Raw genomic sequence first — 24311 nt, forward strand, 5'->3', positions numbered from 1 at the left:
CTCCTTACGCTTCTTCTTTGTAATCAATACCTAATTCTTGGCTGATACCAGCATAGCCCTCTGTTTCTAAACGTTTTGCCAAATCAGCCCCACCGGTTTTCACAACGCGGCCTTCCATCATGATATGAACAACATCTGGCGTGATATAGTTCAATAAGCGTTGATAATGGGTAATAATTAACGCACCAAAGTTCTCGCCGCGCATTTCATTAACCCCTTTAGAAACTACTTTTAACGCATCGATATCTAAGCCTGAATCAATTTCATCTAAAATGGCAAACGTAGGCTCTAACATCAATAATTGTAAAATTTCATTTCGTTTTTTCTCGCCGCCAGAAAAACCTTCGTTTAAGTAACGCTCAGCCATTTCTTCAGGCATATTTAATAATTCCATTTTGCTATCTAATTTTTTTAAGAACTGCATGACTGACATTTTGTTGTCTTCGTCACGTTTTGCATTGATTGCTGCACGCATGAATTCAGCATTTGTAATTCCTGGAATTTCGCTTGGGTATTGCATTGCTAAGAATAAACCTAAGCGAGCGCGTTCGTCTACTTCTAAATCTAAAACGTTGACGCCGTCAAATAGAATTTCTCCTTCTGTGACTTCATAGTTAGGATTTCCCATAATTGCTGCTGATAAAGTAGATTTACCAGTTCCATTAGGTCCCATAATTGCATGGATTTCTCCAGTATTAATTGTTAAATCGACCCCTTTTAGAATCTTTTTATCTTCAATTGATACGTGTAAATTTTTGATTTCTAACACAGACATGTACAATTCCCTCCAACTTGTTTTAATCGTTTTTCCGTTCTCACTCATTTTAGCCTAATTGAGAATGAATCGCAAATTACAATTGCTAAAAATAACAACTCTTATCATCAAATTTTAGGATTCAATTTGTGAAGGAAAATTTTAAAAGGCTGATATTTCAAAGTTTCTCTATATTTTTAAGTGATCGTCCCTACACAAAGAAAAAAATTCTGGTAGAATAAAAAAATTTATTAAAGAAAGCGTTTTCTTAAATAATTACTTTAGAATGACTTTCGCAAAGAGAGCGTTGAGATACGCCTTCCTCATCTATACAAAAAAATCCAGAGCATTTGCTTCTCTGGATTCAATAATTTTTATTAGTGATTGGTTTTATACTTCTAAAAGTTCTTGTTCTTTTTCAGCAGTAATCGCATCGATATTTTTGATGCTATCATCTGTTAATTTTTGAACATCTTTTTCAAATGAACGTAATTCATCTTCGGTGATGTCGCCATTTTTTTGAGCTTTTTTCAACTCATCCATTGCATCACGACGAACGTTACGGACAGCAACTTTTGAGTTTTCCGCTTCTTTTTTCACGTCTTTGGCTAATTCTTTCCGACGTTCTTCCGTTAATTGTGGAATCACTAAACGGATGACATTTCCATCATTGGTTGGACTAATGCCGATATCACTCATTTGAATAGCTTTTTCAATGTCAGCGATAGAATTTTTGTCAAACGGTGTAATCATTAATACACGTGCTTCTGGGATATTGATACTTGCTAATTGGTTAACTGGTGTTGGTGCACCATAATATTCTACTTGAATACGGTCTAATAGACTTGCGTTCGCACGACCAGCACGAATTTGACCTAATTCACGGCGTAAGCTTTCTTCCGCTTTTGTCATTTTTTCTTTGGCTGTTGCTAAAACTTCTTTAGACATTCTTTATTTCCCCCTTACAGTTGTTCCGATATTTTCACCAAGGATGGCACGACGGATATTTCCTGCTTCATTTAGGTTAAAGACAACTAAAGGAATATCGTTATCCATACTTAATGAGCTTGCTGTTGAATCCATTACTTGCAGCCCTTTAGAAATAACATCTAAATGTGTTAGTTCTTCAAATTTTGTCGCTGTTTCATCCACACGTGGATCCGCAGAATAAACACCATCAACATTGTTCTTCGCCATTAAGATGACATCCGCATCTACTTCTGCAGCTCGTAACGCAGCCGTTGTATCTGTCGAGAAGTAAGGATTTCCTGTTCCTCCGGCAAAAATAACAACGCGGCCTTTTTCTAAATGACGTTCTGCACGACGACGAATGTATGGTTCTGCAATTTGACGCATTTCAATTGATGTTTGAACACGTGTAGGCACACCAAGATTTTCTAATGTATCTTGCAATGCTAAGGCATTCATCACAGTAGCTAACATGCCCATATAATCAGCTTGTGCACGTTCCATGCCCATTTGAGCACCAATTTGTCCACGCCAGATGTTTCCGCCGCCAACCACGATGGCCATTTCGATACCTAATTCATGGACCTCTTTAATTTCTTGGACGATTTCTTTAATGACTGGTGGTTTAATGCCAAAACCGTCTTCTCCGGCTAGCGCTTCTCCACTTAACTTTAATACGACACGTTGATACTTAGGTTTAACCATCATAATTCCCTCCAAGATTCTCTAAAAATCATTCAATTCCTCATTTAGATGACTTTTCACCAAAATGATTTTTTAGACCAAGCAGTGCGATCCACTGGTTTTGCCTAAAAAAAGGGAGCGCATATCAAAGTTATGCGTTCCCAAATGGCTGAAAGACTGCCTTGAATCAAGCAGTAATCAATTTATGCAGCTTCCTTTGGGGATCGCTGTCTGTTTAGATACTTATGATTCACGGCTTTTCAACCGAGCGTTTGATGCTCTTAGTTTTTCATTTGGCTCATTACTTCATCCGCAAAGTTATCTTCACGTTTTTCGATACCTTCGCCAACTTCAAAACGTACGAATGATTTCACTTCGCCGCCTTTAGAAGCAACAAATTTTTCGACAGTCATATCTGGATCTTTAACAAATGGTTGGTCAACCAAAGCGATTTCTGCTTTGAATTTTTGTAGACGACCAACAACCATTTTTTCAACGATATTTGCTGGTTTACCTTCGTTTAATGCTTGTTCAGTTAACACAGCTTTTTCGTGTTCTAATTCTTCTTGAGGAATTTGAGATTCGTTGACATAGCGAGGGTTGATTGCCGCGATGTGCATAGCAACATCTTTCGCTACTTCTTCGTCAGTTGTGCCATCGATAACTGTTAATACAGCAATACGGCCACCCATGTGTAAGTAAGCGCCAAATGCAGCATTGTCAGCTTTTTCGACAACTTCAAAACGACGGAAGCTGATTTTTTCACCAATAACAGTTGTTGCTTCGATTAAATCAGATTCGATTGTGCCTTTTTCAGTTTTAATAGCCATTGCTTCTTCCATCGTAGCTGGTTTGTTTTCAGCAACTTTAGTCGCAATATCTTTAACTAAATCTTGGAACATTTCGTTTTTAGAAACGAAGTCAGTTTCTGAGTTTACTTCAACGATTGCTGCAACGTTACCTACAGTTGCTACGTTTGCTAAACCTTCAGCCGCAATGCGGTCATTTTTCTTCGCTGCTTTAGCCATACCATTTTCACGTAAAAAGTCTACGGCTTTTTCCATGTCGCCTTCTACTTTTACTAATGCTTTTTTAGCGTCCATCATTCCAACGCCAGTCATATCGCGTAATTCTTTTACCATTTTAGCTGTAACGTCTGCCATTATTTGTGTCCTCCTCGGATATTATCAATTCTTTTTAAAAAAGCTATCTCAAAGGAGAATCAGGCTTTTTGTCGCCTAGCCTTTGAGACAGCTCCGTAATCATTATTATTCAGCTGATTCGTTATTTCCTTCAACAACATCAACGATTTCTTCGATTGAAGTTGCTTCTGGTGTTTCTTCAACGAATAACTCTTCAGTTGCTTGGTCTTCCCCTTGGTTACCTTCGATGAAAGCGTCAGCCATTTTAGCAGTGATTAATTTCACGGCGCGGATTGCATCATCATTTGAAGGGATTACAACATCGATCTCATCAGGATCACAGTTTGTATCAACCATTGCAACGATTGGAATGTTTAATTTGTGTGCTTCTTGAACAGCAATGCGTTCTTTACGTGGGTCAACGATGTACATTACATCTGGAATTCTTGGCATATCAGCGATACCACCTAAGAATTTTTCTAAACGTTCACGTTCTTTGTTTAAGCCAGCAACTTCTTTCTTAGGTAAAACTTCGAAAGTGCCGTCTTCTTCCATTGCATTGATTTTTTTCAAGCGAGCAATACGTTTTTGGATTGTATCCCAGTTAGTTAACGTACCACCTAACCAACGATGGTTTACATAGTATTGACCAGCGCGGATTGCTTCATCTTTGATTGCTTCTTGTGCTTGTTTTTTAGTTCCTACGAATAAAGCAACGCCGCCTTCTTCTGCAACGTTTTTCATGTAATCGTAAGCTGCATCTACTAATTTCACTGTTTTTTGTAAGTCAATGATGTAGATACCGTTTCTTTCTGTGAAGATATATTTCTTCATTTTTGGGTTCCAGCGACGAGTTTGGTGACCAAAGTGTACGCCGGCTTCTAGTAATTGTTTCATAGAAATTACTGCCATGTTGTGTTTCCTCCAGTTTGGTTTTTATTTTCCTCTTCTTTTCGTCAACTCCTTGAAGAACTACCGTAGTAGCACCACTTCGCAGATGGAAAAGAATGTGGATTTCGTGTGTGAAAATCACACCTTTAACAGTATAAGATATTTTCAGAAAAATAGCAAGCCTTAAAACTAGAAATGTCGCTCCTACTGCGCTTGCCAAACAAGATGACATTCTTCGTTTCCCGTTTCATCGATGGTTCGCTTTTGTTGGACAAAGCCTTGTTTTTGATAAAAGGCGTAAGCTGCTTGATTTTCCCTGTAAACAGCCAAAGATAAGATGTCCTGTTCTTCTTTTGCTACTTGCAGTAATTTCTGACCGATGCCCTTCCCTTGAAACGCTTTTTTTATAAAAATTCCTGCGATATAGTTATCCATTAAGCCTAAAAACCCAATTATCTGACCCTCTTCTTCCGCTAAGATCAGTGTTGCTTTTGGCAACGCAGCGCGGACAAATGCCTTATTTTCTTGCCAATAAGTTGGTGCGACAAATGGATGAGCTTCTAGATTCGTTTGCAGCCAAATAGCCATAATGGTTTCTAATTCTTTTTCTGTTAACTGGGTTGTCTTTTTGATAGTCAGCATTTTTTGACACTCGTTTCTGTTATTGATTATTTTCAAAATAAAACATTAACACGCCTGCTGCGATAGCGACATTCAATGATTCCGCTTGACCTTTCATTGGAATATAAAGATTTTTCGTGGTTTCTGCTAACAATTCTGGCGAAACCCCGCTACCTTCATTGCCTAAAATCAACGCATAATTTTCCACTGCCTCTTGTTCATAATAAGCAATCGCAGCTTCATTTAGTTCTGTACCGAAAACTGGTAGACCTTGCTTCTTGAATGCCTGAACCACTTCAGTCAACTCTCGTTGAAGAACTGGTAAATGATAGTGGCTTCCCTGCATTGAGCGCAACACTTTTGTATTGTAAATATCTGCTGTGCCCTTACCTAAAATCACGCCTGCTAAACCTGCTGCATCAGCTGTGCGAATCATCGTACCAACATTACCAGGGTCTTGGATATTATCTAAAAGTAACCAACCACCTTTAAAAGAAAGCGACTGCTCTTGTTGCGTTTCCAAGGTGACAATTGCCAAAATTCCTTGTGAAGTTGGTAACTCCGACAAACTATTTAAAACCTCATCACTAACAAAAATTAATTTTTCTGTTTCTTGTTCAGCTAACCAAGTTCCCCATTCTTGTTGACCTCTTTGGTTAAACAAAATCCACTGGACATCGGCATTGGCCTTCACAGCTTCTTCAACTAAATGAAATCCTTCTATTATATATTGGTTCAGTTCTTCTCGGTACTTCTTTTTGTGTAATTTTTTCCATTCTTTTAATTGGTTATTTTTCGTTGATGTAATTTCTTTCATAAGTCACCTCGCCTTTGTATTATAGCATGCTTCTAGCTTGCTTGGATACTTGCTAGAACCAAGAAAAATCGCTATCATAAAGAAAAAAGCAAAGGAAGTGTCTCTCATGGAAAAACTAAGAATGAATGTACAAGGGCGTGTCCAAGGTGTTGGCTTCCGCTACATGACCAAAATGGTGGCAGATCAATTAGGTGTCACTGGTTCAGTGAGGAACGAAGACGACGGGTCCGTTTCAATTACAGCAATTGCACCCGAAGACATAATGGAAACATTTATCAAAAAAATCAAAGATTCCCCCAGTCCAGCGGGACGTGTAACGTATGTTGATATTCAAGAAGACCCTTTGTTAGAAGAAACGGAACAATTTAAAGTGATTCAATAAACTTACTTTCTAACGATTGATTTCTTTGGGAAGAAGCCTTGAACAGCAAGTAGTTCCTGATTTTTATTGATTTTTGTAAGAGCTTCTTTTCGATTTTGATTGAAAAAGAGCGCTGTTTCAAGTATAGTTAACCATGTAAAAATTTTTTAGAAAAGGACCGAATTACATGCGTAAATTAAACCGATGGCTTTACGGCTCTGGCTTACTATTTTTAGTAATGTTTTTATCAGGCTGTGTGAAAACAGGAGCAGATGGACAACCAACTGGTGAAGGTTTTGTCTATAACTTCCTTGTTTTACCGATGAGTAATGCAATTACTTATCTTGTCGATAACTTTAATTGGAACTATGGTTGGGCGATTATTTTTATCACCATTATTGTACGGATCATTATTTTACCGTTAGGCTTACATCAATCGAAAAAAAGCTTTATCCAAACGGAAAAAATGCAAGCAATCAAACCCCAAGTGGATGTTGCACAAGCAAAAATGAAACAAGCAAGTACGCGCGAAGAACAAATGGCCGCACAAGCAGAACTACAAAAGATTTATAAAGAAAACAATGTGAGTATGGTTGGCGGAATTGGTTGTTTGCCTTTATTAATTCAAATGCCTATTTTCTCATCTCTGTTCTTTGCTGCTCGTTATACAAAAGGTATTGCCACAGCAAGCTTCTTAGGAATGAATTTAGGGCAACCAAATATGATTTTAGTGGCATTAGCTGGTTTAGCCTATTTAGCTCAAGGTTATATTTCAATGATTGGTATTCCTGAAGAACAAAAGAAAACAATGAAATCAATGCTGATTGTTTCACCATTAATGATTGTTTTCATGTCCTTTAGCTCACCTGCAGGCGTAGCGCTTTACTGGGTAGTTGGTGGTATTTTCACATGTATTCAATCTGCCATCACAAATATCCTCTTACGTCCAAGAATTAAAAAACAAGTACAAGAAGAATTGAAAAATAACCCACCAAAACAAGTGGTTACTCCTATCAAGGATGTGACACCAAAAGAAACAAACAAAGTAACGCAAAAAGCGAACCAACCAAAAGCAAACGGCAATAAAGGTCGCAATGCTGGAAAACAAAAACGTAAATAAAAAAAGGATCGCCTCTAAACGGCGATCCTTTTTTTACTTCAATTCTTTCCCAGTCATCTCTTCAATAGTTCGAATAGACTTTGGACCAAAGCCATGCAACGAAAGTAACGCTTTTCGGCCTCGTGCGTAGAGTTCATCCACACTGTCGATTTTTTCATTCGTTAGCGCACGAACAGCTGGCTTTGATAATTGTGTTAAAATTTGTTCAAATGTTGTTTCTAGCATGCTGTCGGTTCCTCCTTAGCGGTCGAAAAACAGCGCTTTTTATTTTACAATTAATAAGTCTAAGCTAGCAATTGATAACGCCATTTTAGCAATTTGCATTAATTGTTTTAATCGGTTTTGTTTGACTTTTTCATCCTCAACCATAACCATCGTTTCATTGAAGTACGCATCAATTAACGGACGTAGATTTACTAGTGCTTCATAGTTTTCTGCAATCGTGCGTGTCGCAAATGCTTCAGATAAATCGTTAACTGCTTGATACAGTTCTTTTTCTGCCTTATTTTCAAACAGACTTGGATCAATCCCTTCTTCAGTATCACCTAAAAGTTCTTGACCTTTTTTCGCTAAATTAATAACACGCGTTAAGGCTTCCATTGATGGTTTAAAATCTTGATCTTCAAAACGGCTTTTTAAAATATTCGCTGAAGCAAATAATTTCGATAAATCGGCTTGCTCAGCAGACACCACTGCATCGATAATGTCATGGCGAACATTTTTCGTCATTAATAATTGACGTAAGCGAGCTTTCACAAATTCAACGACTTCTGCTTGTCCTTCGTTTAGTAAAACGCCATATTTCTCAACATCTTGATTCACTGCTTCATCAACTTCTGTTTGTAATTGGACTAATGGGAAGGTCCAGCCTTTATCTTCAATAATTCGGATAACGCCATAGGTTTGACGACGAAGTGCATAAGGATCGTTAGAACCTGTTGGAATCATACCAACTGAGAAGAATGAAAAGACGCTGTCAAGCTTATCGGCTAAGGCCAAAACAGCCCCGATTGCTGTTTCTGGCAATTCACCTTCACTGGAAGTTGGTAGATAATGTTCTCGAATCGCCGTTGCTACGGCTGGTTTTTCGCCTTGTAATAAGGCATATTTTTCTCCCATAATTCCTTGTAATTCTGGGAATTCACCAACCATATTTGTTACTAAGTCAAATTTATAAATTTCAGAGGCACGTTTTAAATCTTCCAATTCCTCCTCAGATAAGCCAACTTTTCTACCAATGATTTGTGCAATTAAAGCAACCCGTTGCATTTTTTCATAAATTGAACCAATCTTTTCATGGAAAGTCACATTTTTTAGTTTTTCAACACATGCTTCAATCGTTAATTTTTTATCTTCATTGTAAAAGAATTCTGCATCTTCTAAACGAGCAATTAACACTTTTTCATTTCCTTTAATCACGTTTTCAAGGTGAACATTATCCCCATTGCGAACAGCGATAAAATGCGGCATTAATAAGCCTTGGTCGTTACGAACTTCAAAGTAACGTTGGTGTTCTTTCATAGAAGTCACTAATACTTCATCTGGAACAGATAAATATTTTTCATCAAAACTGCCTACAAATGCAGTTGGATATTCCACTAAATTCGTAACTTCTTCCAATAACTCTTCATCTAAAGCTAACTGCCAATTTTTTTCTGCAGCGAGTGCGTTCGCTTGATCAACAATCATTTGTTTCCGTTCATTCGGTTGAACCACTACAAATTGTTCTTTTAATTTTGTTTCATATTCATTAGCATGTTGGAACGTCACATCGTCTCCCAAGAAACGGTGGCCACGAGAAGTTTGCCCTGTCGTCACGTCTAACACTTTGAAAGGAATTACTTCATCATCAAGTAGTGCCACAATCCAATGAATTGGACGAATATATTCGAAATCATAGTTTGCCCAGTGCATTGTTACCGGGAAAGTTAGACTTGTAATCACGTCATTTAATTTTGTTAATACTTCTTTGGCACTTTGGCCTTTGGTAAACTTCGTCACATAGACATATTCGACACCATTTAATTCTTTGAAAACAATGTCCTCAGTTGTAACTCCTTGGCCGCGTACAAAACCTTGTGCAGCTTTTGACCAATTTCCTTCAGCATCTAAAGCAATTTTTTTCGCTGGACCTTTTACTTCTTCTTCAACATCCGCTTGTTTTTCAGGAATCGCAGTTACTTTCACGGCTAAACGACGAGGTGTGGCAAAGGATTGCACTGTTTCATAGTCTAAATGATGTTCATCTAAAAATTTGATTACTTTTTCTTCAAGTTGGATACGGCTTGGTGTGACAACATGTGCGGGCATTTCTTCTAAGCCAATTTCTAATAATAAATCTTTTGCCATGTTATTCTGCCTCCTTGGATACACTTTGATCTTTATTTAATAATGGGAACCCTAATTTTTCACGTTCAGCCACAAAAATTTTCGCTACGGAACGAGCCATATTCCGAATGCGGGCTAAATATCCTGCACGTTCCGTTACAGAGACAGCGCCGCGAGCATCTAATAAATTGAATGTATGGCTACATTTTAAAATATAATCATAGGCTGGATGAACTAAGCTTTCTTCAATACAGCGTTTAGCTTCTTTTTCAAATTTGTCAAAGTTTTCTAAAAGCATTTCTTGGTTACTAATTTCAAAGGAATATTTTGAATGTTCATATTCAGGTTGCACAAAAATTTCACCATATTTAACGCCTTGTGTCCATTCTAAATCATAGACACTTTCGACTTCTTGGATATATGATGCCAAGCGTTCTAACCCGTAAGTAATTTCAGAAGTGACAGGATGACATTGTAAGCCGCCAACTTGTTGGAAATACGTAAATTGGGTAATTTCCATGCCATCTAACCAAACTTCCCAACCTAAACCAGCACAACCCATTGAGGGATTTTCCCAGTTATCTTCTACAAAACGAATGTCATGTTCTAATGGATCAATTCCTAATAATTTCAAACTTTCTAGATAAAGTTCTTGGATATTTTCAGGAGAAGGCTTCATTACAACTTGGAATTGATGATGTTGGTATAGACGGTTCGGATTTTCACCATAGCGTCCATCAGCTGGACGACGAGAAGGTTCTACGTAGGCAGCATTCCATGGTTCAGGTCCAATGGCACGTAAAAACGTGTAAGGACTCATGGTACCGGCTCCCTTTTCTGTATCATAGGCTTGCATTAACATACAGCCATTAGATGACCAAAATTTTTGCAAGGTTAAAATCATTTCTTGTACGGTTAACTTGTTTTTCATTGTTTTCCTCCTTGGAATATTTTTTATAGACATAGGGATTGGCTTTGCTTCGGGAATGTAAATTTAAAAAGGGCTACAGAGAAACAATTTTGTAGAATGGAATAATTTTTATGCTGTTATAACGTTCCACATCTGCTCTGACACTTTTGCGCCAATTGAGCTTTTTTGAATAAACGTTACTATTTTTTCTTTTGGTGTTAACTGTTTGCTTTTTTTATTCGGTTACAACGTTCCCTTTGGTCACCTTGTACTGTTCATCATCTACTCTGTCGCATTTGCGCCAATTGAGCTTTTTTGAATAAACGTTACTATTTTTTCTTTTGGTGTTAACTGTTTGCTTTTTTTATTCGGTTACAACGTTCCCTTTGGTCACCTTGTACTGTTCATCATCTACTCTGTCGCATTTGCGCCAATTGAGCTTTTTTGAATAAACGTTACTATTTTTTCTTTTGGTGTTAACTGTTTGCTTTTTTTATTCGGTTACAACGTTCCCTTTGGTCACCTTGTACTGTTCATCATCTACTCTGTCGCATTTGCGCCAATCGTAGTGATTCACAGCAAAAAGTCCCCATGCCTATTAATAGACATAGGGACGAATAATTATCGCGGTTCCACCCTACTTCCGATGTGTTCATCGGCAGCTTCGTTTGTCGTACTCCAAAGTGCCTTTCAAAAGTTCCGTGTTTCTGGCTCCCACTCTCCCAGATTCGCTTAACAGAGGGTTCTTTTTACTTCTCTTTTTCTTCGTACGTATTTAACTTCTCTATCATAATACGGTGTCTGAGGGAAGTTGTCAAATTTTTTTTAGAAAAACGTCTGCTTGTTTATGTTTCTTTTTCTTCCTTCTTTCGTGGTGGAATTTTTAACGTATTTTCCCACGTTTTCATTTGATCAATAAATTTTTTGCTTTTTAAGTGCAACCCGACATATTCATCGTATAACATATCAATCGTTTCTCGAATACTTTTCTTAGTTTCTTCTTTTACTTGAATGTTTTGGACTTTTTCATAGGAGACTTGCGAAAATAAGCGAATAAAATGAATTGCTCTAGGATCTGCATGGTAGCGCTGTTCATCTAAATGCCAATGTTTTTCACAAAGCACACCGCTATATTTTGAGGAATAATCAAATTTCCCTTGTGTTTCGCCACAAGCCACACAATGATGCCATTCTGGTCGTACACCAAACCGTTCTAACAATTGAATTTCAAAAATATTTGTAATGATTTCCGGATCTTTTTGCTCATTTAAAGCGGATAATGCCATGTGGGTAAATTGAAATAAATTAGGGTCATAGTGCTGATCTTCAATTGCTGCATCGACTAAGTTTAAAATATATGTTCCATATGCGTTAATAAATATGTCTTGTTGAATGTTTCGAAAAGGTTGAACTTCTTTGCTGCTATTGAGAAAAGATAAGCCTTCTTCTCTAAAATTTCCGATGTAGACGGCTTCTGTAAATGGCAGAATCGCTGGCAAAAGAGGATTATTTTTTCGATGCGCGCCTTTCACAAAAAACATCAATTTCCCATAGGATTCTGTAAAAATTTTGACGAGTTTATCCTTCTCTTTAAAATCCTTCGTAAATAAAATAATGCCTTTGGTCTCCCCTAATGCCATTCAATTCACTTCCATTTCTTATGTAAATTAGTGTAGTGTTTGGAAAGTTCGTTTATACACTCGCTTCCCAAACACTACTTTCTTAATATTCTTCTTTGCGATAACCAAAATCTTGTAAATAGATTTTTTTGTCACGCCAGTCTTTTTGGACTTTTACCCAAAGCTCCAAATACACTTTGTCATCTAATAAATATTCAATATCTTGACGCGCCTTGGTACCAATTTGTTTCAGCATTTTTCCGCCTTTGCCAATAATGATACCTTTTTGACTGTCCCGTTCCACAATAATGGTTGCTTGGACATGGACTTTATCGTTTTCATCCCGTTTCATTGAGTCCACAACGACAGCGACAGAATGAGGAATCTCATCTCTTGTTAAAAGTAACACTTTTTCACGAATTAATTCGGAAACGATAAAATATTCTGGATGATCCGTAATTTGGTCATCAGGGAAATATTGTGGTCCTTCTGGCATTTGCTCAACGAGAACATCCATCAAATGCTCAAAATTATTTCCTTCAGTGGCAGAAATGGGAATAATTTCTTTAAAGTCCATTTGTTTCGAATAGTCTTCAATAATACTCAATAAATCATCTGGATGGACTTTGTCAATTTTATTAATAATCAAGTAGACTGGACTATTATTATTTTTCAATCGTTCAATAATAAAGTCGTCACCTTTCCCGCGTTTTTGATCAGCACTTACCATAAATAAAGTAGCATCTACTTCACGCATCGCATTGTAGGCACTTTCCACCATGAAATCGCCTAAGCGGTGTTTAGGTTTGTGAATCCCTGGAGTATCGATAAAAACAATTTGTGCTTCAGGAATTGTATAAATTCCTTGAATCTTATTACGAGTTGTTTGTGCTTTGTCACTCATAATTGCAATTTTTTGGCCGACAATTCGATTTAACAATGTTGATTTTCCAACATTTGGTCTGCCGACAATGGCTACGAAACCAGATTTATGTTCAGTTGTCATTGTATTTCTCCTCTTATTTCCACATTTGAATGATTTGTAAAATTTTTGGTACAAATAGAATTAGTCCTACTAGCACTGCGAAACCGGCTGTTAATAAAACAGCTCCTGCGGCCATGTCTTTTACTTTTTTTCCGATTGGATGAAAGTGAAAATCCGTAAACATATCTACGACATTTTCAAAAATTGTGTTGATAATTTCTGCCAACCAGACAAGAAAAACGGCCAATAACAACCACAGCCATTCAGCAAGTGTTAAGGAAAACAAGAAACCAAACACAATGGCCGTGACGCCAAACGCCACATGTTTGCGCATATTACGTTCTTCTCGAAAAACTGTTTTGATTCCTTGCCAGGCAAATTCTAATGAATTAATAAAATGTTTATTTTTTCCTGTTTGCTCATCTTTTAAGGCCATACGCATCTAAAATCTCTTTCTGTAAACCAAACATTTCTTTTTCATCTTCAGGTTCCATATGATCGTACCCATTCAAATGTAAAAAGCCATGTACTGCCAAAAAGCCCATTTCTCGTTCCAATGTGTGCCCATATTCAACTGCTTGTTCTGCTGCTCGCTCTGTTGAAATAATTAAATCACCTAGATTCCGTGGTAGCTCTGCCAACTCTTCATCATCAAAAATAATTGGCAATTCGTCTTCCCCTTCATCCTCTAAAGCAAAACTGATGACATCTGTAGGCATATCTTTGCCCCGATAGTCACGATTAATCACTTGGATACCTGCGTTATCTGTAAAAGTCACCGACATCTCCGTATCTTCGGCAATTTCTAGAAAACCCGCTGCAAATTGCAGCAAGTTTTCGATTTCTTTGATTTCTTCTGTTGGTACTTTCTCGGTTTCATCAATGAAAGTAATATCCATTAGTCATCTCTCTTTTCTTGTTCATCTTTCATTTCTTCTGCTTCAGCTTTCATTTTTGGATACTTAATCCGTGAATGGAAGGTACTGCATAATCCATTAATTAATGATTTTTCAATGATGCGAATCTCTTTCATCGTTAACCCACATTCATCTAATTGGCCATCTGAAATTCTATCTTGAATCACATTATGCACAAAGGCTTGAATTTTTTCGTTGGTCGGATGATCCATCGCCCGCACAGCAGCCTCACAAGTATCAGCAATACTCACAATCCCTGCTTCTCGTGTTTGTGGACGTGGCCCAGGATAACGGAAGTCGGATTCTTTAATTTCAGGATTGCGTTCTTTTGCTTTCACATAGAAAAATTTCATCAATGTTGTGCCATGATGTTGACGACAAATGTCAATCACCATTTGCGGCATATTGTACTCTTCTAAAATTTTGGCGCCATCAATTACGTGGCCAAAAATAATTTGTTTACTATCTTCTGGTAATAAAAAGTTATGTGGATTTTCTGCACCAGCAGGTAAGTTTTCCACAAAGAAATTGGCGTGTTTAATTTTGCCAATGTCATGGTAATAACAAGCAACTCGTGTTAATAGCGACCGCCCGCCAATCTCAGCAACAGCGTTAGCACTCAAACTAGCCACCATCATGCTATGATGATAGGTACCTGGCGCTTCTTCTAACAGTTGTTTTAACAACGGATGGTTCGGATTACTTAATTCATTCAAGACAATCATACTATCATCGGTCACTAATAATTCGATATATGGATGCAAGCCCATTGTTGCTAAAAATGAAAGTACCGTTCCTGCACTTGCACAAATTAAAGCTGTCCACGTTTTACCATCTGTTAAACTCATCCCTTGATAAATCATTAAGACAACCGCCATGAAAACAGGAAAGACCACTACCCACATTAAAGCTGGGAAAACTTGCTCACTCATCCGTTTCCGTTTAACAACTGTTGCTAGAAATCCTGAGAATAAGTACATAATCAGAATAACCGTCAACGAGTTTGTGCCGATAGAATTATAAAAGATAAATAACGCAAAAACGACTTGGAAAATGGCAGCGATTATCCCTGAACGACGATTTACAAAATGATTTAGAATCAGCGGCGCAAAGGCTGCCGGATAGAACAAGGGAATATACATCAACTGCTCTGTTTGGAAAATCTGGAAGAATTTCATTAAAATAACACTGATTAGCATAGCACCCGTGTAAAAGATAATAAACGAGCGTTGTCGCGAAGGCTCAGTCACTTGTTTTGTAAAGAAAATTAACACTTCAACTTGAAGTAAAATAGCTAATGCTAATGCCACCATCGGAAAAATAGAGGTATTTTGACTAGTCATTCCTAGTAACTCAAGTTTTTCGACCGCTTTTGCATCAATTTGAGTACCTTCACGAACAATAATTTCGCCTTGATAAATCATTGCGGGTTGAACAGCATTCATCGCTTTTTGGCGTAGCTCTTCTGTTCGTTTTTCATTGGCAATATCGTTTACCACAATCCCTTGGTTAACAATGTAACGAATGACTTGTTGCATGGTACTCGTAATATCTAAGTATTGAATTTTACCGTTAGCTTCTTGGCGAATTTTATCTAAATCAGATTCTCGAACGTGATTTTGCATTGCGTCGTCCACCAACATCAAACTTTCTGAACGAACCTTATCCAATTGCTCAGAGGTTAATGTAAAGATTGTTTGATAAAAAACATTAGGAAAACTTTGATAAAACGTAACTTCATCTTGCGGTAAAGATTCAAATAATGATTTTAAGCTAGCTACTCGTTCTTCCACGGTCGGCGCAGGAATCGTTTCTTCCTTTTTGGCCTTCGCTTGCTTGTTGCTGTACTCTTTGTCTACTTTTTCATTCGCAGAATCAATCAATTTAAATAATTTATCAATACGATTATGTTGGACAGATGCCGTATCTTCTTGATAAATATATTCGGGTGTGACAGCTTCTGCTGCCAATTTTTTTCTTTGTTCTGTTTCGTAGGTATTCTCGATATTTTTATTTGCACGAATGGTTTTCTCGGCCAGTTGACCTTCTTTAATTTCTACTCTTTTCTGATGGACGCTGCCAAACATAATCATAAATAAAAGAAGAGAAAAAACGGCTAATAAAATAGGTAAATAGGCTTTACCTAAACGATCCCCTAACTTTGTAAGTACTTTTTTCAAAAGGTACTTTCACTCCTTCCCTAACTGCTTAGGAATGCTTTTGTTGTTCTTTTTCATAGGCTTGAATAATTTGTGCTACAACCGGATGACGCACAACGTCACTGGCTTCAAAATTTACAAAGGCAATTTTTTCAATGTCTTTTAACGTACGCTCGGCATTAACTAAACCACTTGTTACACCACGTGGCAAGTCAATCTGACTAGTATCTCCATTAACAATCATTTTTGAACTAAACCCTAAACGAGTTAAAAACATCTTCATTTGGGCAACCGTGGTATTTTGTGCTTCATCTAGAATGACAAAAGCATCATCCAATGTACGACCACGCATATAAGCAAGCGGGGCAATTTCAATAACGCCGCGTTCCATTAAACGATTTGTATGATCCATACCAAAAATTTGATACAAGGCATCGTAAACTGGACGTAAATAAGGATCGACTTTTTCTTTTAAGTCACCTGGTAAAAAGCCCAAGCTTTCGCCAGCTTCCACCGCTGGACGAGTTAAAATAATTTTTTGTACTTCGCCTTTTTTTAAGGCTGCTACTGCCATCACCACGGCTAAAAAGGTTTTTCCTGTTCCCGCAGGTCCCACCCCGAAAATGACGTCATGAGTTTTAACTGCATCGATATATTTTTTTTGACCAACATTCTTAATTCGGATGGCCCGACCATGATGGTCCTTCATAATTTCTTCTTCATACATGGCAATAAACGCCTCTAAATTTCCAGCTTTGGCCATTTTTAAAGCAGAAACGACATCTGGCGTATGCACTTTGATGCCTCGTTGAATTAATGTTTGTAGCGCTCTTAACACGGAAGCGACTAACTCTACCTCTGATGATTCGCCAATTAACTGAATAACTTCGCCACGACTATTAATCGTTACGTGGGTATTCTCTTCTAAAAATTTGATATGTTTATCATGTGTTCCTAAAAGCATGTGTGCATCATCAGAATCAGTAAGTATTAATTCCAAAGATTTTGACTGATTATCTGTCAAAAAACGTCCATCTCCTTTATTATATAGTCCTTTACAATGATACCACATTCTTATCTGTTTAAAAAGAAGTCGTACCTGATTTGACTTTGAAAGTCAAAAAAGAGAAAACCGTAAAAAGCTACCGGTTTTCTCTTTGCATAAAAAAACTAGGACAGTATCTTGTCCTAGTTTCGATAACGCTCTTAGTTTTCTTGTAATAATTCTTTCACAATTGCGTTAACTTGGTTGCCATCGGCTTTGCCTTTGACTTTCGGCATCATAGCGCCCATCACTTTACCAAAATCTTTTGGTGAAGTGGCGCCAGTTTGCGTCATTACCTCTTGAACTAGTTGACGAATTTCTTCCTCTGTTAGTTGTTGAGGCATATATTTTTCAACAATTGCTATTTCAACTTTTACTTTTTCAACAAGATCGTCGCGTCCCGCCTTTTCAAACTCTGATAAAGAATCTTTTCTCTGTTTCATCTCACGAGACAATACAGTGAGTTCTTCTTCTCCGTTCAATTCACGGCCCGCTTTAATCTGATCATTTTGAATGGCAGTCTTTAACATACGAAGTACGGCTAAAGTTTCTTTGTCTTTAGCTTTCATCGCTGTTTTAATGTCGTCATTCAATGTGGTTAGCAATGACATACCACCAACTCCAATTCATTCAAAACTAGAATTTTTTACGTTTTCTAGCTGCTTCAGATTTTTTCTTACGCTTTACACTTGGTTTTTCGTAGAATTCACGTTTACGTGATTCTTGTAAAGTACCCGCTTTTGAAACGGAACGTTTGAAGCGACGAAGAGCATCATCAAGAGATTCGTTTTTACGAACGACTGTTTTTGACATGTTATTCCCTCCCTCCGAGCTTAAAAAGTAACCGTTTTTCTTATTTGTGGGAAAAACCCACAAATTAAAATACTGTCCTTGTTATATTATAGCTAAAGCATAAATAACCGTCAACCACTCTACTGATAAAATACGAAATTTTTGTTTGATTTTTCGTCTTATTCGCTATTTTTCGCAACAATCGGCACAACGACCAAGTATTTCAAAGCGATGTCCTTCAATTGAACAACCTTTTAACTGTTCTTCAAAAAAATTCATCGGACACATGTGAATTTCTTCCGTTTTGCCACAAACCGTACAAATAAAGTGATGATGATGTTCCACCTCTTGGCAACAACGGAAGCGAAACTTTTGCTCGCCATTTAATTCTGTTTTTTCCAGCAATTCCAAGCGCTCAAAGTCATGCAAGTTACGATAAACCGTATCATAACTGACTCCTTTAAAGGTTTCATTCATAAATTCATACACTTCACGTGCAGAAACATACCGATTTCGCTTAATCAAATAGCTCATCAGTAATTCTCGTTTTTTAGTATATTTTAATCCACTGGCTTTCATGGTTTCTAAGGCTTGTTCAATATTGGTTTTTACTGGTGCCATCGCCATTTCCTCCCTCACCAACCTAAATCAGAATCATTACGAAATAGATTCTGGACTTATGGTATAATAAAATTATTAAAAATGCAAGAAAGGACTTACCCTCTATGACTATTTCTGAAGAAAAAAAATGTGTGACGATTTTTGTCATCTCAGATTCTGCTGGCGAGACCGCTTCAAAATTGGCGGCTGCTTCAATGGCCCAGTACCCCACTGTTGATTTTACTTTGATTAGACGAACATTCGTTAAAGACGAAGATAAACTGGTGCAAGCGTTAGAAGATGCCAAAAAAGCAGAGGCCATGGTACTGCATACTATTATTAATGATCATCTCGTGGCGATTGCTAATCAATTTTTCAATGAGCATCAATTGTTCCATTTTGACATTTTGACACCACCAGTTGCGGAAATCGAACGATTAACAGGTGTCGCGCCCATGCGGGAACCAGGTGCCTTACATCATCTGAATGAAAATTATTTTAAACGAATTGAAGCAATGGAATTTGCTGTCAAATATGACGATGGCAAGGACCCACGAGGCTTTTTAGAAGCGGATGTGTTACTTCTTGGCGTTTCCCGAACTTCTAAAACACCGCTAAGTCTCTTTTTAGCCAACAAGAACTTAAAAGTTGCTAATTTGCCACTAATTCCTGAAGCACATTTACCGAAACAATTATTCGAAATGGACCCTAAAAAAATTGTTGGCTTAACCAATGATCCCAATGTTTTAAACGGGATTCGTAAAGAACGAATGCGCGCATATGGATTACCTGAAAATACTTCTTATTCAGATATTGAAAAAATTCGGCGAGAACTGGCTTTTGCTAATGATCTTTATCAAAAATTAGGTTGTATCGTTATTGATGTCGCTTCTCTTTCAATTGAAGAAACTGCCTCAATGATTCTTAATGCTTTGAACTTAGAAGATCATAGTTATTATTCCACGGAAACCTCCGAGGATTAAAAAAAAACGAGAAAAAATCACTAGTGATTTTTTCTCGTTTTTTTAAAAGACTTGAACGCCTTCTTGATCAATATTGAAAATTTGGATGCTCGCTTTGGTAGATAATTTCTCCAAGCTTTGAACAATTTCGTTGGTTCGTTCTTCTGGCGACAAGATTAGCACAGTTGGACCAGCACCGCTTAAGAAAGAACCATAAGCACCTCTTTGCTGAGTTAAACGACGAATTTCTTTTAAGTGAGGAACCAATGAACGACGATACGTTTCATGCCATTTATCTTGTTCCATCATTTTGCCTGCTAAAGGTAAATCCCCGTTTAAAATTGCGGCAATCATAACATTGGCAATTGAGCTGGCCGCGACTGCTTCTTTATAAGCCAATTTTTCGGGCAAAACAGCGCGACTTTTTTCGGTAAATAATGGTTCCTCTGGAATAAATGCAATGACATCACACATTGGAAAATGATGTTTGACATGGTAGACTTGGTTTTCTACATGGCTAGCCACCACGAAATCTCCTAAAATAGCTGGGGCAACATTATCCGGATGTCCTTCCATCTCTGTGGCCAAACGGACTTTTTCTTTAGGGGACAAATTTAAATGTGCTAGTCGGTTAGCTAATTCAATGCCTGCTACAATCACACTTGAGCTACTGCCTAGTCCTCTTGCAAGGGGAATATCAGAAACCATCCGAATAACTTTTGGTGTTAATTCTGGTGCAATTTTCAATGCCGTTTGAATTAATAAATTCTCTTCATTAGTAGGGATTTCTTCTCCCAAAGTATGTTGAATTTCCCAAAATTCACTTTCACCTAAAACGTTGATTGTTAAATAAGCGGATAATGCAATGCCACATGAATCAAAGCCAGGTCCTAAGTTGGCACTAGTGGCAGGTACTCTTATTTTCATAGTGTTGCGACTCCTTTTCGTAAGTGCAGACGCATTTCTTCCACGTCACTCATTTTTGAAATAGTTACTTCTGTCTCCATTGCTGTATCAGGATCTTTCAGTCCGTTACCAGTAAAGACTGCCACGACGGTTTCACCTGCTTTGATTTTACCGCTTTTAACATGTTGAATAACTCCAGCTAATGAAGCAGCCGAACCAGGTTCAATGAAAACCCCATCTTGAGCAGCAATTTTTCGGTAAGCCGTTAAAATTTCTTGATCTGTCACGGCATCAATGAAACCACCGGATTCATCCCGTGCCTGTTCTGCTAGTTGCCAACTAGCAGGATTTCCAATCCGGATCGCTGTTGCCACGGTTTCAGGTTGCTCAATCACTTGTCCTTTCACGATTGCTGCGGCACCTTCTGCTTCAAAACCATGCATTCTTGGTAAAGTTGTTCCTTGTTTTTCATGCCATTCTTTAAAACCTTTCCAGTAAGCGGAAATATTGCCGGCATTTCCAACTGGAATCGCTAAGACATCGGGCGCTTGACCTAATTGTTCACAAACTTCAAAAGCTGCTGTCTTTTGCCCTTCTAAGCGATAAGGATTCACTGAATTAACTAGCGCAACTGCCTCAGTTTTCGCAATCTCTCGCACCGCTTTTAATGCTTCATCAAAGTTACCTGGAATCGAAATAATGTCCGCCCCATACATAATAGCTTGCGCCAATTTTCCCAGTGCGATTTTTCCTTCTGGAATCACTACATACGCTTTAATGCCTGCTCTTGTGGCATACGCAGCAGCGGCGGCACTAGTATTTCCTGTAGAAGCACAAACAATCGCTTTGGCACCTTCTTCTACCGCTTTTGCTACAGCCATCACCATCCCGCGATCTTTGAATGAGCCAGTGGGATTTAAGCCTTCGTATTTTCCATATAATTGAATACCTAATTCTTTGGATAAATTAGGTAAAGGAATCAGTGGCGTATTTCCTTCGGCTAAAGAAATCATTGGTGTTTTTTCTGTTACGGGCAAATACGCTTGATACTGTTTTAACAAACCTTCATACATGTTTACTCATCTCCTATAACCTTCATTACATTTAATAACTGAAAGGCTTCCGTATTTTGAATAGCTGTCACAACTTGTTGCATTTGTGCTTTTGATATCTGGTGTGTAATGGCAACAATTCTTGCTCGCTGTCCATCTGATTTCTGTTGAACTAATTGATCAAAACTGACTTCTGCTTTAGTCATTAATTGCGTCAACTGCAAAAATTGTCCTGGTGTATCTGGAACATCTAATGAAAAATAGTACTGCCCAAATACATTTTCGGAACTCGTCAATTGGGTTTTATGTTGATACGAATTGAACATATGGCCAGTCGTTGCCAAGCGAATGTTTTTAGCAATCGTAATTAAATCACTGACCACACTGGTTGCTGTCGGTTTAGCTCCAGCTCCTGGACCGTAATACATTGATTCGCCCACGCCTGCACTTTTAATAAATACTGCATTGTACTCATTCCGAACAGATGCAATAGGGTGCTTTTGATTGACTAGCATAGGCGCCACTTCCACCGAGATACTATTCTCATTTTGTTCAGCAGAGCCAATCAATTTGATTTCATACCCCAGTTGTTTAGCCATAGCGACATCATCTAAAGACAATCCGCGAATTCCACGAATATCAACTTGTGGTAATGAAACATTCATCCCAAAAGCAAATTGACTTAAAATAACCATTTTATAGGCTGCATCGATTCCATCGACATCATTTGTCGGATCCGCTTCAGCAAATCCCAACGCTTGCGCTTCTGCTAAAGCTTCTTCATAACTTTTATCAGCAGAAACCATTTGCGTAAGCATATAATTCGTCGTACCGTTCACAATCCCTAAAACTTGTTGAATATTGTCTGCCGCTAAGCTATTAGCAATTGTTCTTAAAATTGGAATCCCGCCAGCAACACTTGCTTCGTAATATAAATCACAATGATGTTTTTGGGCTAACGCTACTAATTCACTCCCATGTTGCGCCAGTAAATCTTTATTGGCAGTCACAATATGTTTGCCTTTTTCTAAAGCTTTCATGATATAGGTTTTGGCTGGTTCAATGGTTCCCATTAATTCCACAACGATTTGAATCTCTTTATCTTCTAAAATATCATCAATTGAAGTTGTTAAAGACAGACCGTATTCTTCCGCTTGCGCTTGTTTCGTTTCAAGATTTCGGACAAATGCTTTTTCAATGACTACATTCATTCCTGTCACTTGTGAAATTTTCTCTTGATGTTCTTTCAAAAGAGTTAAAACGCCAGTGCCTACAGTCCCTAATCCTAGTAACCCGATTTTTAAGGTATCCTTCATTTTTACCTCCATCAACAGCGCTATTCTAGTTACGCTATTTTTTCCCTACTTTTTATCGATGTTCAATATGCTCAAAGGTCTGATTTAAAATATCTATTACATGATGATCATCTAATGTATAAAAAATCGTTTTTCCTTCGCGACGTGCCTTGACAACCCGGCTATCTCTTAATAATTTTAGTTGATGAGAAACGGCGGACTGTTCCATTCCCAATTGTTCACTAATCGCCGTTACATTATGCTCGCCTTCTTTTAAAAGTAGCAAAATTCTTAAACGTGTTGGATCACTTAATACTTTATATAATTGACTTACTTGTTTGATTTCTTCCATTTGTTTCATTATAGTCGCCTCACTTTGCACTCATTATAACACAGAGTTTTTTAAAATAAGAACTGCGATTGTTCTTTCCTACGAAAAATATGGCACAAAGAAAGTTGGAAAAATGACAAACTTGTCGATTTTCCAACTTTCTTCATCTATTCGTGGTTGGCTTGCTGAACTGCATCCATCACGGCATAACGGAAGCCATTTTTTTCTAGAGCTACGACACCGCGAATCGTACTTCCTCCTGGAGAAGTCACTTCATCTTTCAATGCTCCTGGGTGTTTTTTCGTGTCTAAGGCTAAGGTCGCCGTTCCTTTTATCATTTGAGCGACAATTTCATAAGATAAGTCTCTTGGTAACCCTTCTAAGACTGCTGCATCTCCCAATGCTTCCATAAAGATATCAACAAAAGCTGGACTGCAACCAGCCACAGTACCAAAAGTTTCCAGTTGCGCTTCACGAATTTCTTTGACTAACCCTAAAGTAGCAAGAAGTTCCATTACCAGGTCCTTCGTTTGGCCTTCAATTGTTGGTGCCAAGGCTACGCCAATCACGCCTTGATTCACGCTAACTGGTGTATTAGGAATGGCATGAACAACTTTGGCTTCTTTATTGCCAAGAGCCATTTGTGCTTCTTGTATGGTATGACCTGTTGCAACAGAAATCAATAGACTTTCGTTGGAAAAATGAGGGGCTAATTCCTGAAGGACAGGTAACACGACCTTTGCTCCTGTCGCAATAAAAATAACCTTACATTCTTGGAAAAGTGCATAATCTGTGACAAGTTGAAAGCCCCACTCTTTTTGAAGTGCTTCTGCTGTTCCACTTGATCCGCCTTTCACATATAAATGTTCCTTCTTGACTGCCTCAGCTTTCAGTAACCCTTTAATCATGGCACCGCCCATACTGCCAGCACCGATAAAGCCAATTTTCATAGCATTCCCTCCTTAGTTAAATAAAGTGTTTGTGTCAAAAGTCAATTAGCTTTTGACACAAACACTCACATTCGTACTTGTTTCGTACAGCCTGTTTCGTT

At 37.9% G+C, this 24311-nt stretch carries 27 protein-coding genes; 3 read left to right on the forward strand and 24 right to left on the reverse strand.

Going from position 1 to position 24311, the window contains the following annotated elements; translation table 11 throughout:
• Positions 1 to 4: 4 nt before the first annotated feature.
• The 7 genes from sufC to IGL93_RS09270 form a co-directional block, all read right to left on the reverse strand.
• Entirely contained in the window at positions 5 to 775 is a 771-nt protein-coding gene (gene sufC / locus IGL93_RS09240) for a Fe-S cluster assembly ATPase SufC (protein ID WP_002356763.1), read from the reverse strand.
• 369 nt (positions 776 to 1144) lie between these two features.
• Positions 1145 to 1702, reverse strand: a complete 558-nt coding sequence (gene frr / locus IGL93_RS09245) for a ribosome recycling factor (RefSeq protein ID WP_002356762.1) — start codon at positions 1700 to 1702, stop codon at positions 1145 to 1147.
• 3 nt (positions 1703 to 1705) lie between these two features.
• The gene (pyrH, locus tag IGL93_RS09250; RefSeq protein ID WP_002356761.1) at positions 1706 to 2428 is read right to left on the reverse strand and encodes a UMP kinase; all 723 of its coding nucleotides are present in this window, start codon (positions 2426 to 2428) and stop codon (positions 1706 to 1708) included.
• A 260-nt stretch (positions 2429 to 2688) separates the two neighbouring features.
• Entirely contained in the window at positions 2689 to 3570 is an 882-nt protein-coding gene (gene tsf, locus IGL93_RS09255; RefSeq protein WP_002356760.1) for a translation elongation factor Ts, read from the reverse strand.
• A gap of 105 nt (positions 3571 to 3675) precedes the next feature.
• The gene (rpsB, locus tag IGL93_RS09260; protein ID WP_002356759.1) at positions 3676 to 4461 is read right to left on the reverse strand and encodes a 30S ribosomal protein S2; all 786 of its coding nucleotides are present in this window, start codon (positions 4459 to 4461) and stop codon (positions 3676 to 3678) included.
• A gap of 183 nt (positions 4462 to 4644) precedes the next feature.
• Entirely contained in the window at positions 4645 to 5082 is a 438-nt protein-coding gene (locus IGL93_RS09265; protein ID WP_010712668.1) for a GNAT family N-acetyltransferase, read from the reverse strand.
• Between the two features lie 19 nt (positions 5083 to 5101).
• Positions 5102 to 5878, reverse strand: a complete 777-nt coding sequence (locus IGL93_RS09270; RefSeq protein ID WP_002356757.1) for a TrmH family RNA methyltransferase — start codon at positions 5876 to 5878, stop codon at positions 5102 to 5104.
• A gap of 106 nt (positions 5879 to 5984) precedes the next feature.
• Here IGL93_RS09270 and IGL93_RS09275 point away from each other — a divergent pair, with 106 nt between their 5' ends.
• Both IGL93_RS09275 and yidC read left to right on the forward strand, forming a co-directional pair.
• Positions 5985 to 6260 (forward strand): acylphosphatase, encoded by a 276-nt coding sequence (locus IGL93_RS09275; RefSeq protein WP_010706543.1) that lies wholly within the window; start codon positions 5985 to 5987, stop codon positions 6258 to 6260.
• 166 nt (positions 6261 to 6426) lie between these two features.
• Entirely contained in the window at positions 6427 to 7359 is a 933-nt protein-coding gene (yidC, locus tag IGL93_RS09280) for a membrane protein insertase YidC (RefSeq protein ID WP_010776001.1), read from the forward strand.
• Between the two features lie 33 nt (positions 7360 to 7392).
• Here yidC and IGL93_RS09285 read toward each other — a convergent pair whose 3' ends face one another.
• From IGL93_RS09285 to IGL93_RS09340, 12 genes are all read right to left on the reverse strand, one after another.
• Positions 7393 to 7584, reverse strand: coding sequence for a DNA-directed RNA polymerase subunit alpha C-terminal domain-containing protein (locus IGL93_RS09285; protein ID WP_002356753.1), 192 nt, complete (start codon positions 7582 to 7584; stop codon positions 7393 to 7395).
• A gap of 39 nt (positions 7585 to 7623) precedes the next feature.
• Positions 7624 to 9708: a glycine--tRNA ligase subunit beta gene (gene glyS, locus IGL93_RS09290; protein ID WP_010776002.1), complete on the reverse strand. Its 2085-nt coding sequence runs from the start codon at positions 9706 to 9708 to the stop codon at positions 7624 to 7626.
• A gap of 1 nt (position 9709) precedes the next feature.
• Entirely contained in the window at positions 9710 to 10618 is a 909-nt protein-coding gene (gene glyQ / locus IGL93_RS09295) for a glycine--tRNA ligase subunit alpha (RefSeq protein WP_002379669.1), read from the reverse strand.
• An 824-nt stretch (positions 10619 to 11442) separates the two neighbouring features.
• Complete coding sequence (gene recO, locus IGL93_RS09300; protein ID WP_002374343.1) at positions 11443 to 12237, reverse strand: DNA repair protein RecO; 795 nt, start codon at positions 12235 to 12237, stop codon at positions 11443 to 11445.
• An 82-nt stretch (positions 12238 to 12319) separates the two neighbouring features.
• Positions 12320 to 13222, reverse strand: coding sequence for a GTPase Era (gene era, locus IGL93_RS09305; protein ID WP_002359745.1), 903 nt, complete (start codon positions 13220 to 13222; stop codon positions 12320 to 12322).
• Positions 13223 to 13235: 13 nt separating this feature from the next.
• Complete coding sequence (locus IGL93_RS09310; RefSeq protein WP_002382764.1) at positions 13236 to 13637, reverse strand: diacylglycerol kinase family protein; 402 nt, start codon at positions 13635 to 13637, stop codon at positions 13236 to 13238.
• Positions 13621 to 14100, reverse strand: coding sequence for an rRNA maturation RNase YbeY (gene ybeY / locus IGL93_RS09315; protein ID WP_002356745.1), 480 nt, complete (start codon positions 14098 to 14100; stop codon positions 13621 to 13623). Before ybeY ends, IGL93_RS09310 begins: the two co-directional genes overlap by 17 nt.
• The gene (locus IGL93_RS09320) at positions 14100 to 16298 is read right to left on the reverse strand and encodes an HD family phosphohydrolase (protein WP_002356744.1); all 2199 of its coding nucleotides are present in this window, start codon (positions 16296 to 16298) and stop codon (positions 14100 to 14102) included. The genes ybeY and IGL93_RS09320 overlap by 1 nt, the downstream gene beginning before the upstream one ends.
• Before the next feature lie 28 nt (positions 16299 to 16326).
• Positions 16327 to 17241, reverse strand: a complete 915-nt coding sequence (locus IGL93_RS09325; RefSeq protein WP_369810298.1) for a PhoH family protein — start codon at positions 17239 to 17241, stop codon at positions 16327 to 16329.
• A 242-nt stretch (positions 17242 to 17483) separates the two neighbouring features.
• A complete protein-coding gene (locus IGL93_RS09330) occupies positions 17484 to 17933 on the reverse strand; it encodes a GatB/YqeY domain-containing protein (protein ID WP_002356741.1) in 450 nt (149 codons plus the stop codon).
• A 25-nt stretch (positions 17934 to 17958) separates the two neighbouring features.
• Complete coding sequence (gene rpsU, locus IGL93_RS09335) at positions 17959 to 18135, reverse strand: 30S ribosomal protein S21 (protein WP_002356740.1); 177 nt, start codon at positions 18133 to 18135, stop codon at positions 17959 to 17961.
• Between the two features lie 165 nt (positions 18136 to 18300).
• Positions 18301 to 18741, reverse strand: a complete 441-nt coding sequence (locus IGL93_RS09340) for a Fur family transcriptional regulator (RefSeq protein WP_002387080.1) — start codon at positions 18739 to 18741, stop codon at positions 18301 to 18303.
• 98 nt (positions 18742 to 18839) lie between these two features.
• On the opposite strand from IGL93_RS09340, the gene IGL93_RS09345 reads away from it, so the two are divergent.
• Positions 18840 to 19697 (forward strand): pyruvate, water dikinase regulatory protein, encoded by an 858-nt coding sequence (locus IGL93_RS09345; RefSeq protein WP_002382760.1) that lies wholly within the window; start codon positions 18840 to 18842, stop codon positions 19695 to 19697.
• Positions 19698 to 19739: 42 nt separating this feature from the next.
• Here the strand turns inward: IGL93_RS09345 and thrB are convergent, their stop codons facing one another.
• The 5 genes from thrB to proC form a co-directional block, all read right to left on the reverse strand.
• Positions 19740 to 20603, reverse strand: a complete 864-nt coding sequence (gene thrB / locus IGL93_RS09350; protein ID WP_010709745.1) for a homoserine kinase — start codon at positions 20601 to 20603, stop codon at positions 19740 to 19742.
• On the reverse strand, positions 20600 to 21655 hold the full coding sequence (thrC, locus tag IGL93_RS09355) for a threonine synthase (RefSeq protein ID WP_002368976.1): 1056 nt from the start codon (positions 21653 to 21655) through the stop codon (positions 20600 to 20602). Before thrC ends, thrB begins: the two co-directional genes overlap by 4 nt.
• A 2-nt stretch (positions 21656 to 21657) precedes the next feature.
• Complete coding sequence (locus IGL93_RS09360) at positions 21658 to 22950, reverse strand: homoserine dehydrogenase (RefSeq protein ID WP_002356731.1); 1293 nt, start codon at positions 22948 to 22950, stop codon at positions 21658 to 21660.
• Between the two features lie 52 nt (positions 22951 to 23002).
• The gene (locus tag IGL93_RS09365; protein ID WP_002356730.1) at positions 23003 to 23311 is read right to left on the reverse strand and encodes an ArsR/SmtB family transcription factor; all 309 of its coding nucleotides are present in this window, start codon (positions 23309 to 23311) and stop codon (positions 23003 to 23005) included.
• A 116-nt stretch (positions 23312 to 23427) separates the two neighbouring features.
• Complete coding sequence (gene proC, locus IGL93_RS09370) at positions 23428 to 24210, reverse strand: pyrroline-5-carboxylate reductase (protein ID WP_002362189.1); 783 nt, start codon at positions 24208 to 24210, stop codon at positions 23428 to 23430.
• Between the last annotated feature and the right edge of the window lie 101 nt (positions 24211 to 24311).

Source organism: Enterococcus sp. DIV1328a, assembly GCF_050536905.1.
GTDB lineage: Bacteria > Bacillota > Bacilli > Lactobacillales > Enterococcaceae > Enterococcus > Enterococcus faecalis.

Bases quoted from the DNA above. Each gene is read 5' to 3' on its own strand.
- sufC (WP_002356763.1), bottom strand. From the start codon at position 775: ATGTCTGTGTTAGAAATCAAAAATTTACACGTATCAATTGAAGATAAA.
- frr (WP_002356762.1), bottom strand. From the start codon at position 1,702: ATGTCTAAAGAAGTTTTAGCAACAGCCAAAGAAAAAATGACAAAAGCG.
- pyrH (WP_002356761.1), bottom strand. From the start codon at position 2,428: ATGGTTAAACCTAAGTATCAACGTGTCGTATTAAAGTTAAGTGGAGAA.
- tsf (WP_002356760.1), bottom strand. From the start codon at position 3,570: ATGGCAGACGTTACAGCTAAAATGGTAAAAGAATTACGCGATATGACT.
- rpsB (WP_002356759.1), bottom strand. From the start codon at position 4,461: ATGGCAGTAATTTCTATGAAACAATTACTAGAAGCCGGCGTACACTTT.
- IGL93_RS09265 (WP_010712668.1), bottom strand. From the start codon at position 5,082: ATGCTGACTATCAAAAAGACAACCCAGTTAACAGAAAAAGAATTAGAA.
- IGL93_RS09270 (WP_002356757.1), bottom strand. From the start codon at position 5,878: ATGAAAGAAATTACATCAACGAAAAATAACCAATTAAAAGAATGGAAA.
- IGL93_RS09275 (WP_010706543.1), top strand. From the start codon at position 5,985: ATGGAAAAACTAAGAATGAATGTACAAGGGCGTGTCCAAGGTGTTGGC.
- yidC (WP_010776001.1), top strand. From the start codon at position 6,427: ATGCGTAAATTAAACCGATGGCTTTACGGCTCTGGCTTACTATTTTTA.
- IGL93_RS09285 (WP_002356753.1), bottom strand. From the start codon at position 7,584: ATGCTAGAAACAACATTTGAACAAATTTTAACACAATTATCAAAGCCA.
- glyS (WP_010776002.1), bottom strand. From the start codon at position 9,708: ATGGCAAAAGATTTATTATTAGAAATTGGCTTAGAAGAAATGCCCGCA.
- glyQ (WP_002379669.1), bottom strand. From the start codon at position 10,618: ATGAAAAACAAGTTAACCGTACAAGAAATGATTTTAACCTTGCAAAAA.
- recO (WP_002374343.1), bottom strand. From the start codon at position 12,237: ATGGCATTAGGGGAGACCAAAGGCATTATTTTATTTACGAAGGATTTT.
- era (WP_002359745.1), bottom strand. From the start codon at position 13,222: ATGACAACTGAACATAAATCTGGTTTCGTAGCCATTGTCGGCAGACCA.
- IGL93_RS09310 (WP_002382764.1), bottom strand. From the start codon at position 13,637: ATGGCCTTAAAAGATGAGCAAACAGGAAAAAATAAACATTTTATTAAT.
- ybeY (WP_002356745.1), bottom strand. From the start codon at position 14,100: ATGGATATTACTTTCATTGATGAAACCGAGAAAGTACCAACAGAAGAA.
- IGL93_RS09325 (WP_369810298.1), bottom strand. From the start codon at position 17,241: ATGCTTTTAGGAACACATGATAAACATATCAAATTTTTAGAAGAGAAT.
- IGL93_RS09330 (WP_002356741.1), bottom strand. From the start codon at position 17,933: ATGTCATTGCTAACCACATTGAATGACGACATTAAAACAGCGATGAAA.
- rpsU (WP_002356740.1), bottom strand. From the start codon at position 18,135: ATGTCAAAAACAGTCGTTCGTAAAAACGAATCTCTTGATGATGCTCTT.
- IGL93_RS09340 (WP_002387080.1), bottom strand. From the start codon at position 18,741: ATGGCGATGGCACCAGTAAAAACCAATATTGAACAAGCCTTAGAAACC.
- IGL93_RS09345 (WP_002382760.1), top strand. From the start codon at position 18,840: ATGACTATTTCTGAAGAAAAAAAATGTGTGACGATTTTTGTCATCTCA.
- thrB (WP_010709745.1), bottom strand. From the start codon at position 20,603: ATGAAAATAAGAGTACCTGCCACTAGTGCCAACTTAGGACCTGGCTTT.
- thrC (WP_002368976.1), bottom strand. From the start codon at position 21,655: ATGTATGAAGGTTTGTTAAAACAGTATCAAGCGTATTTGCCCGTAACA.
- IGL93_RS09360 (WP_002356731.1), bottom strand. From the start codon at position 22,950: ATGAAGGATACCTTAAAAATCGGGTTACTAGGATTAGGGACTGTAGGC.
- proC (WP_002362189.1), bottom strand. From the start codon at position 24,210: ATGAAAATTGGCTTTATCGGTGCTGGCAGTATGGGCGGTGCCATGATT.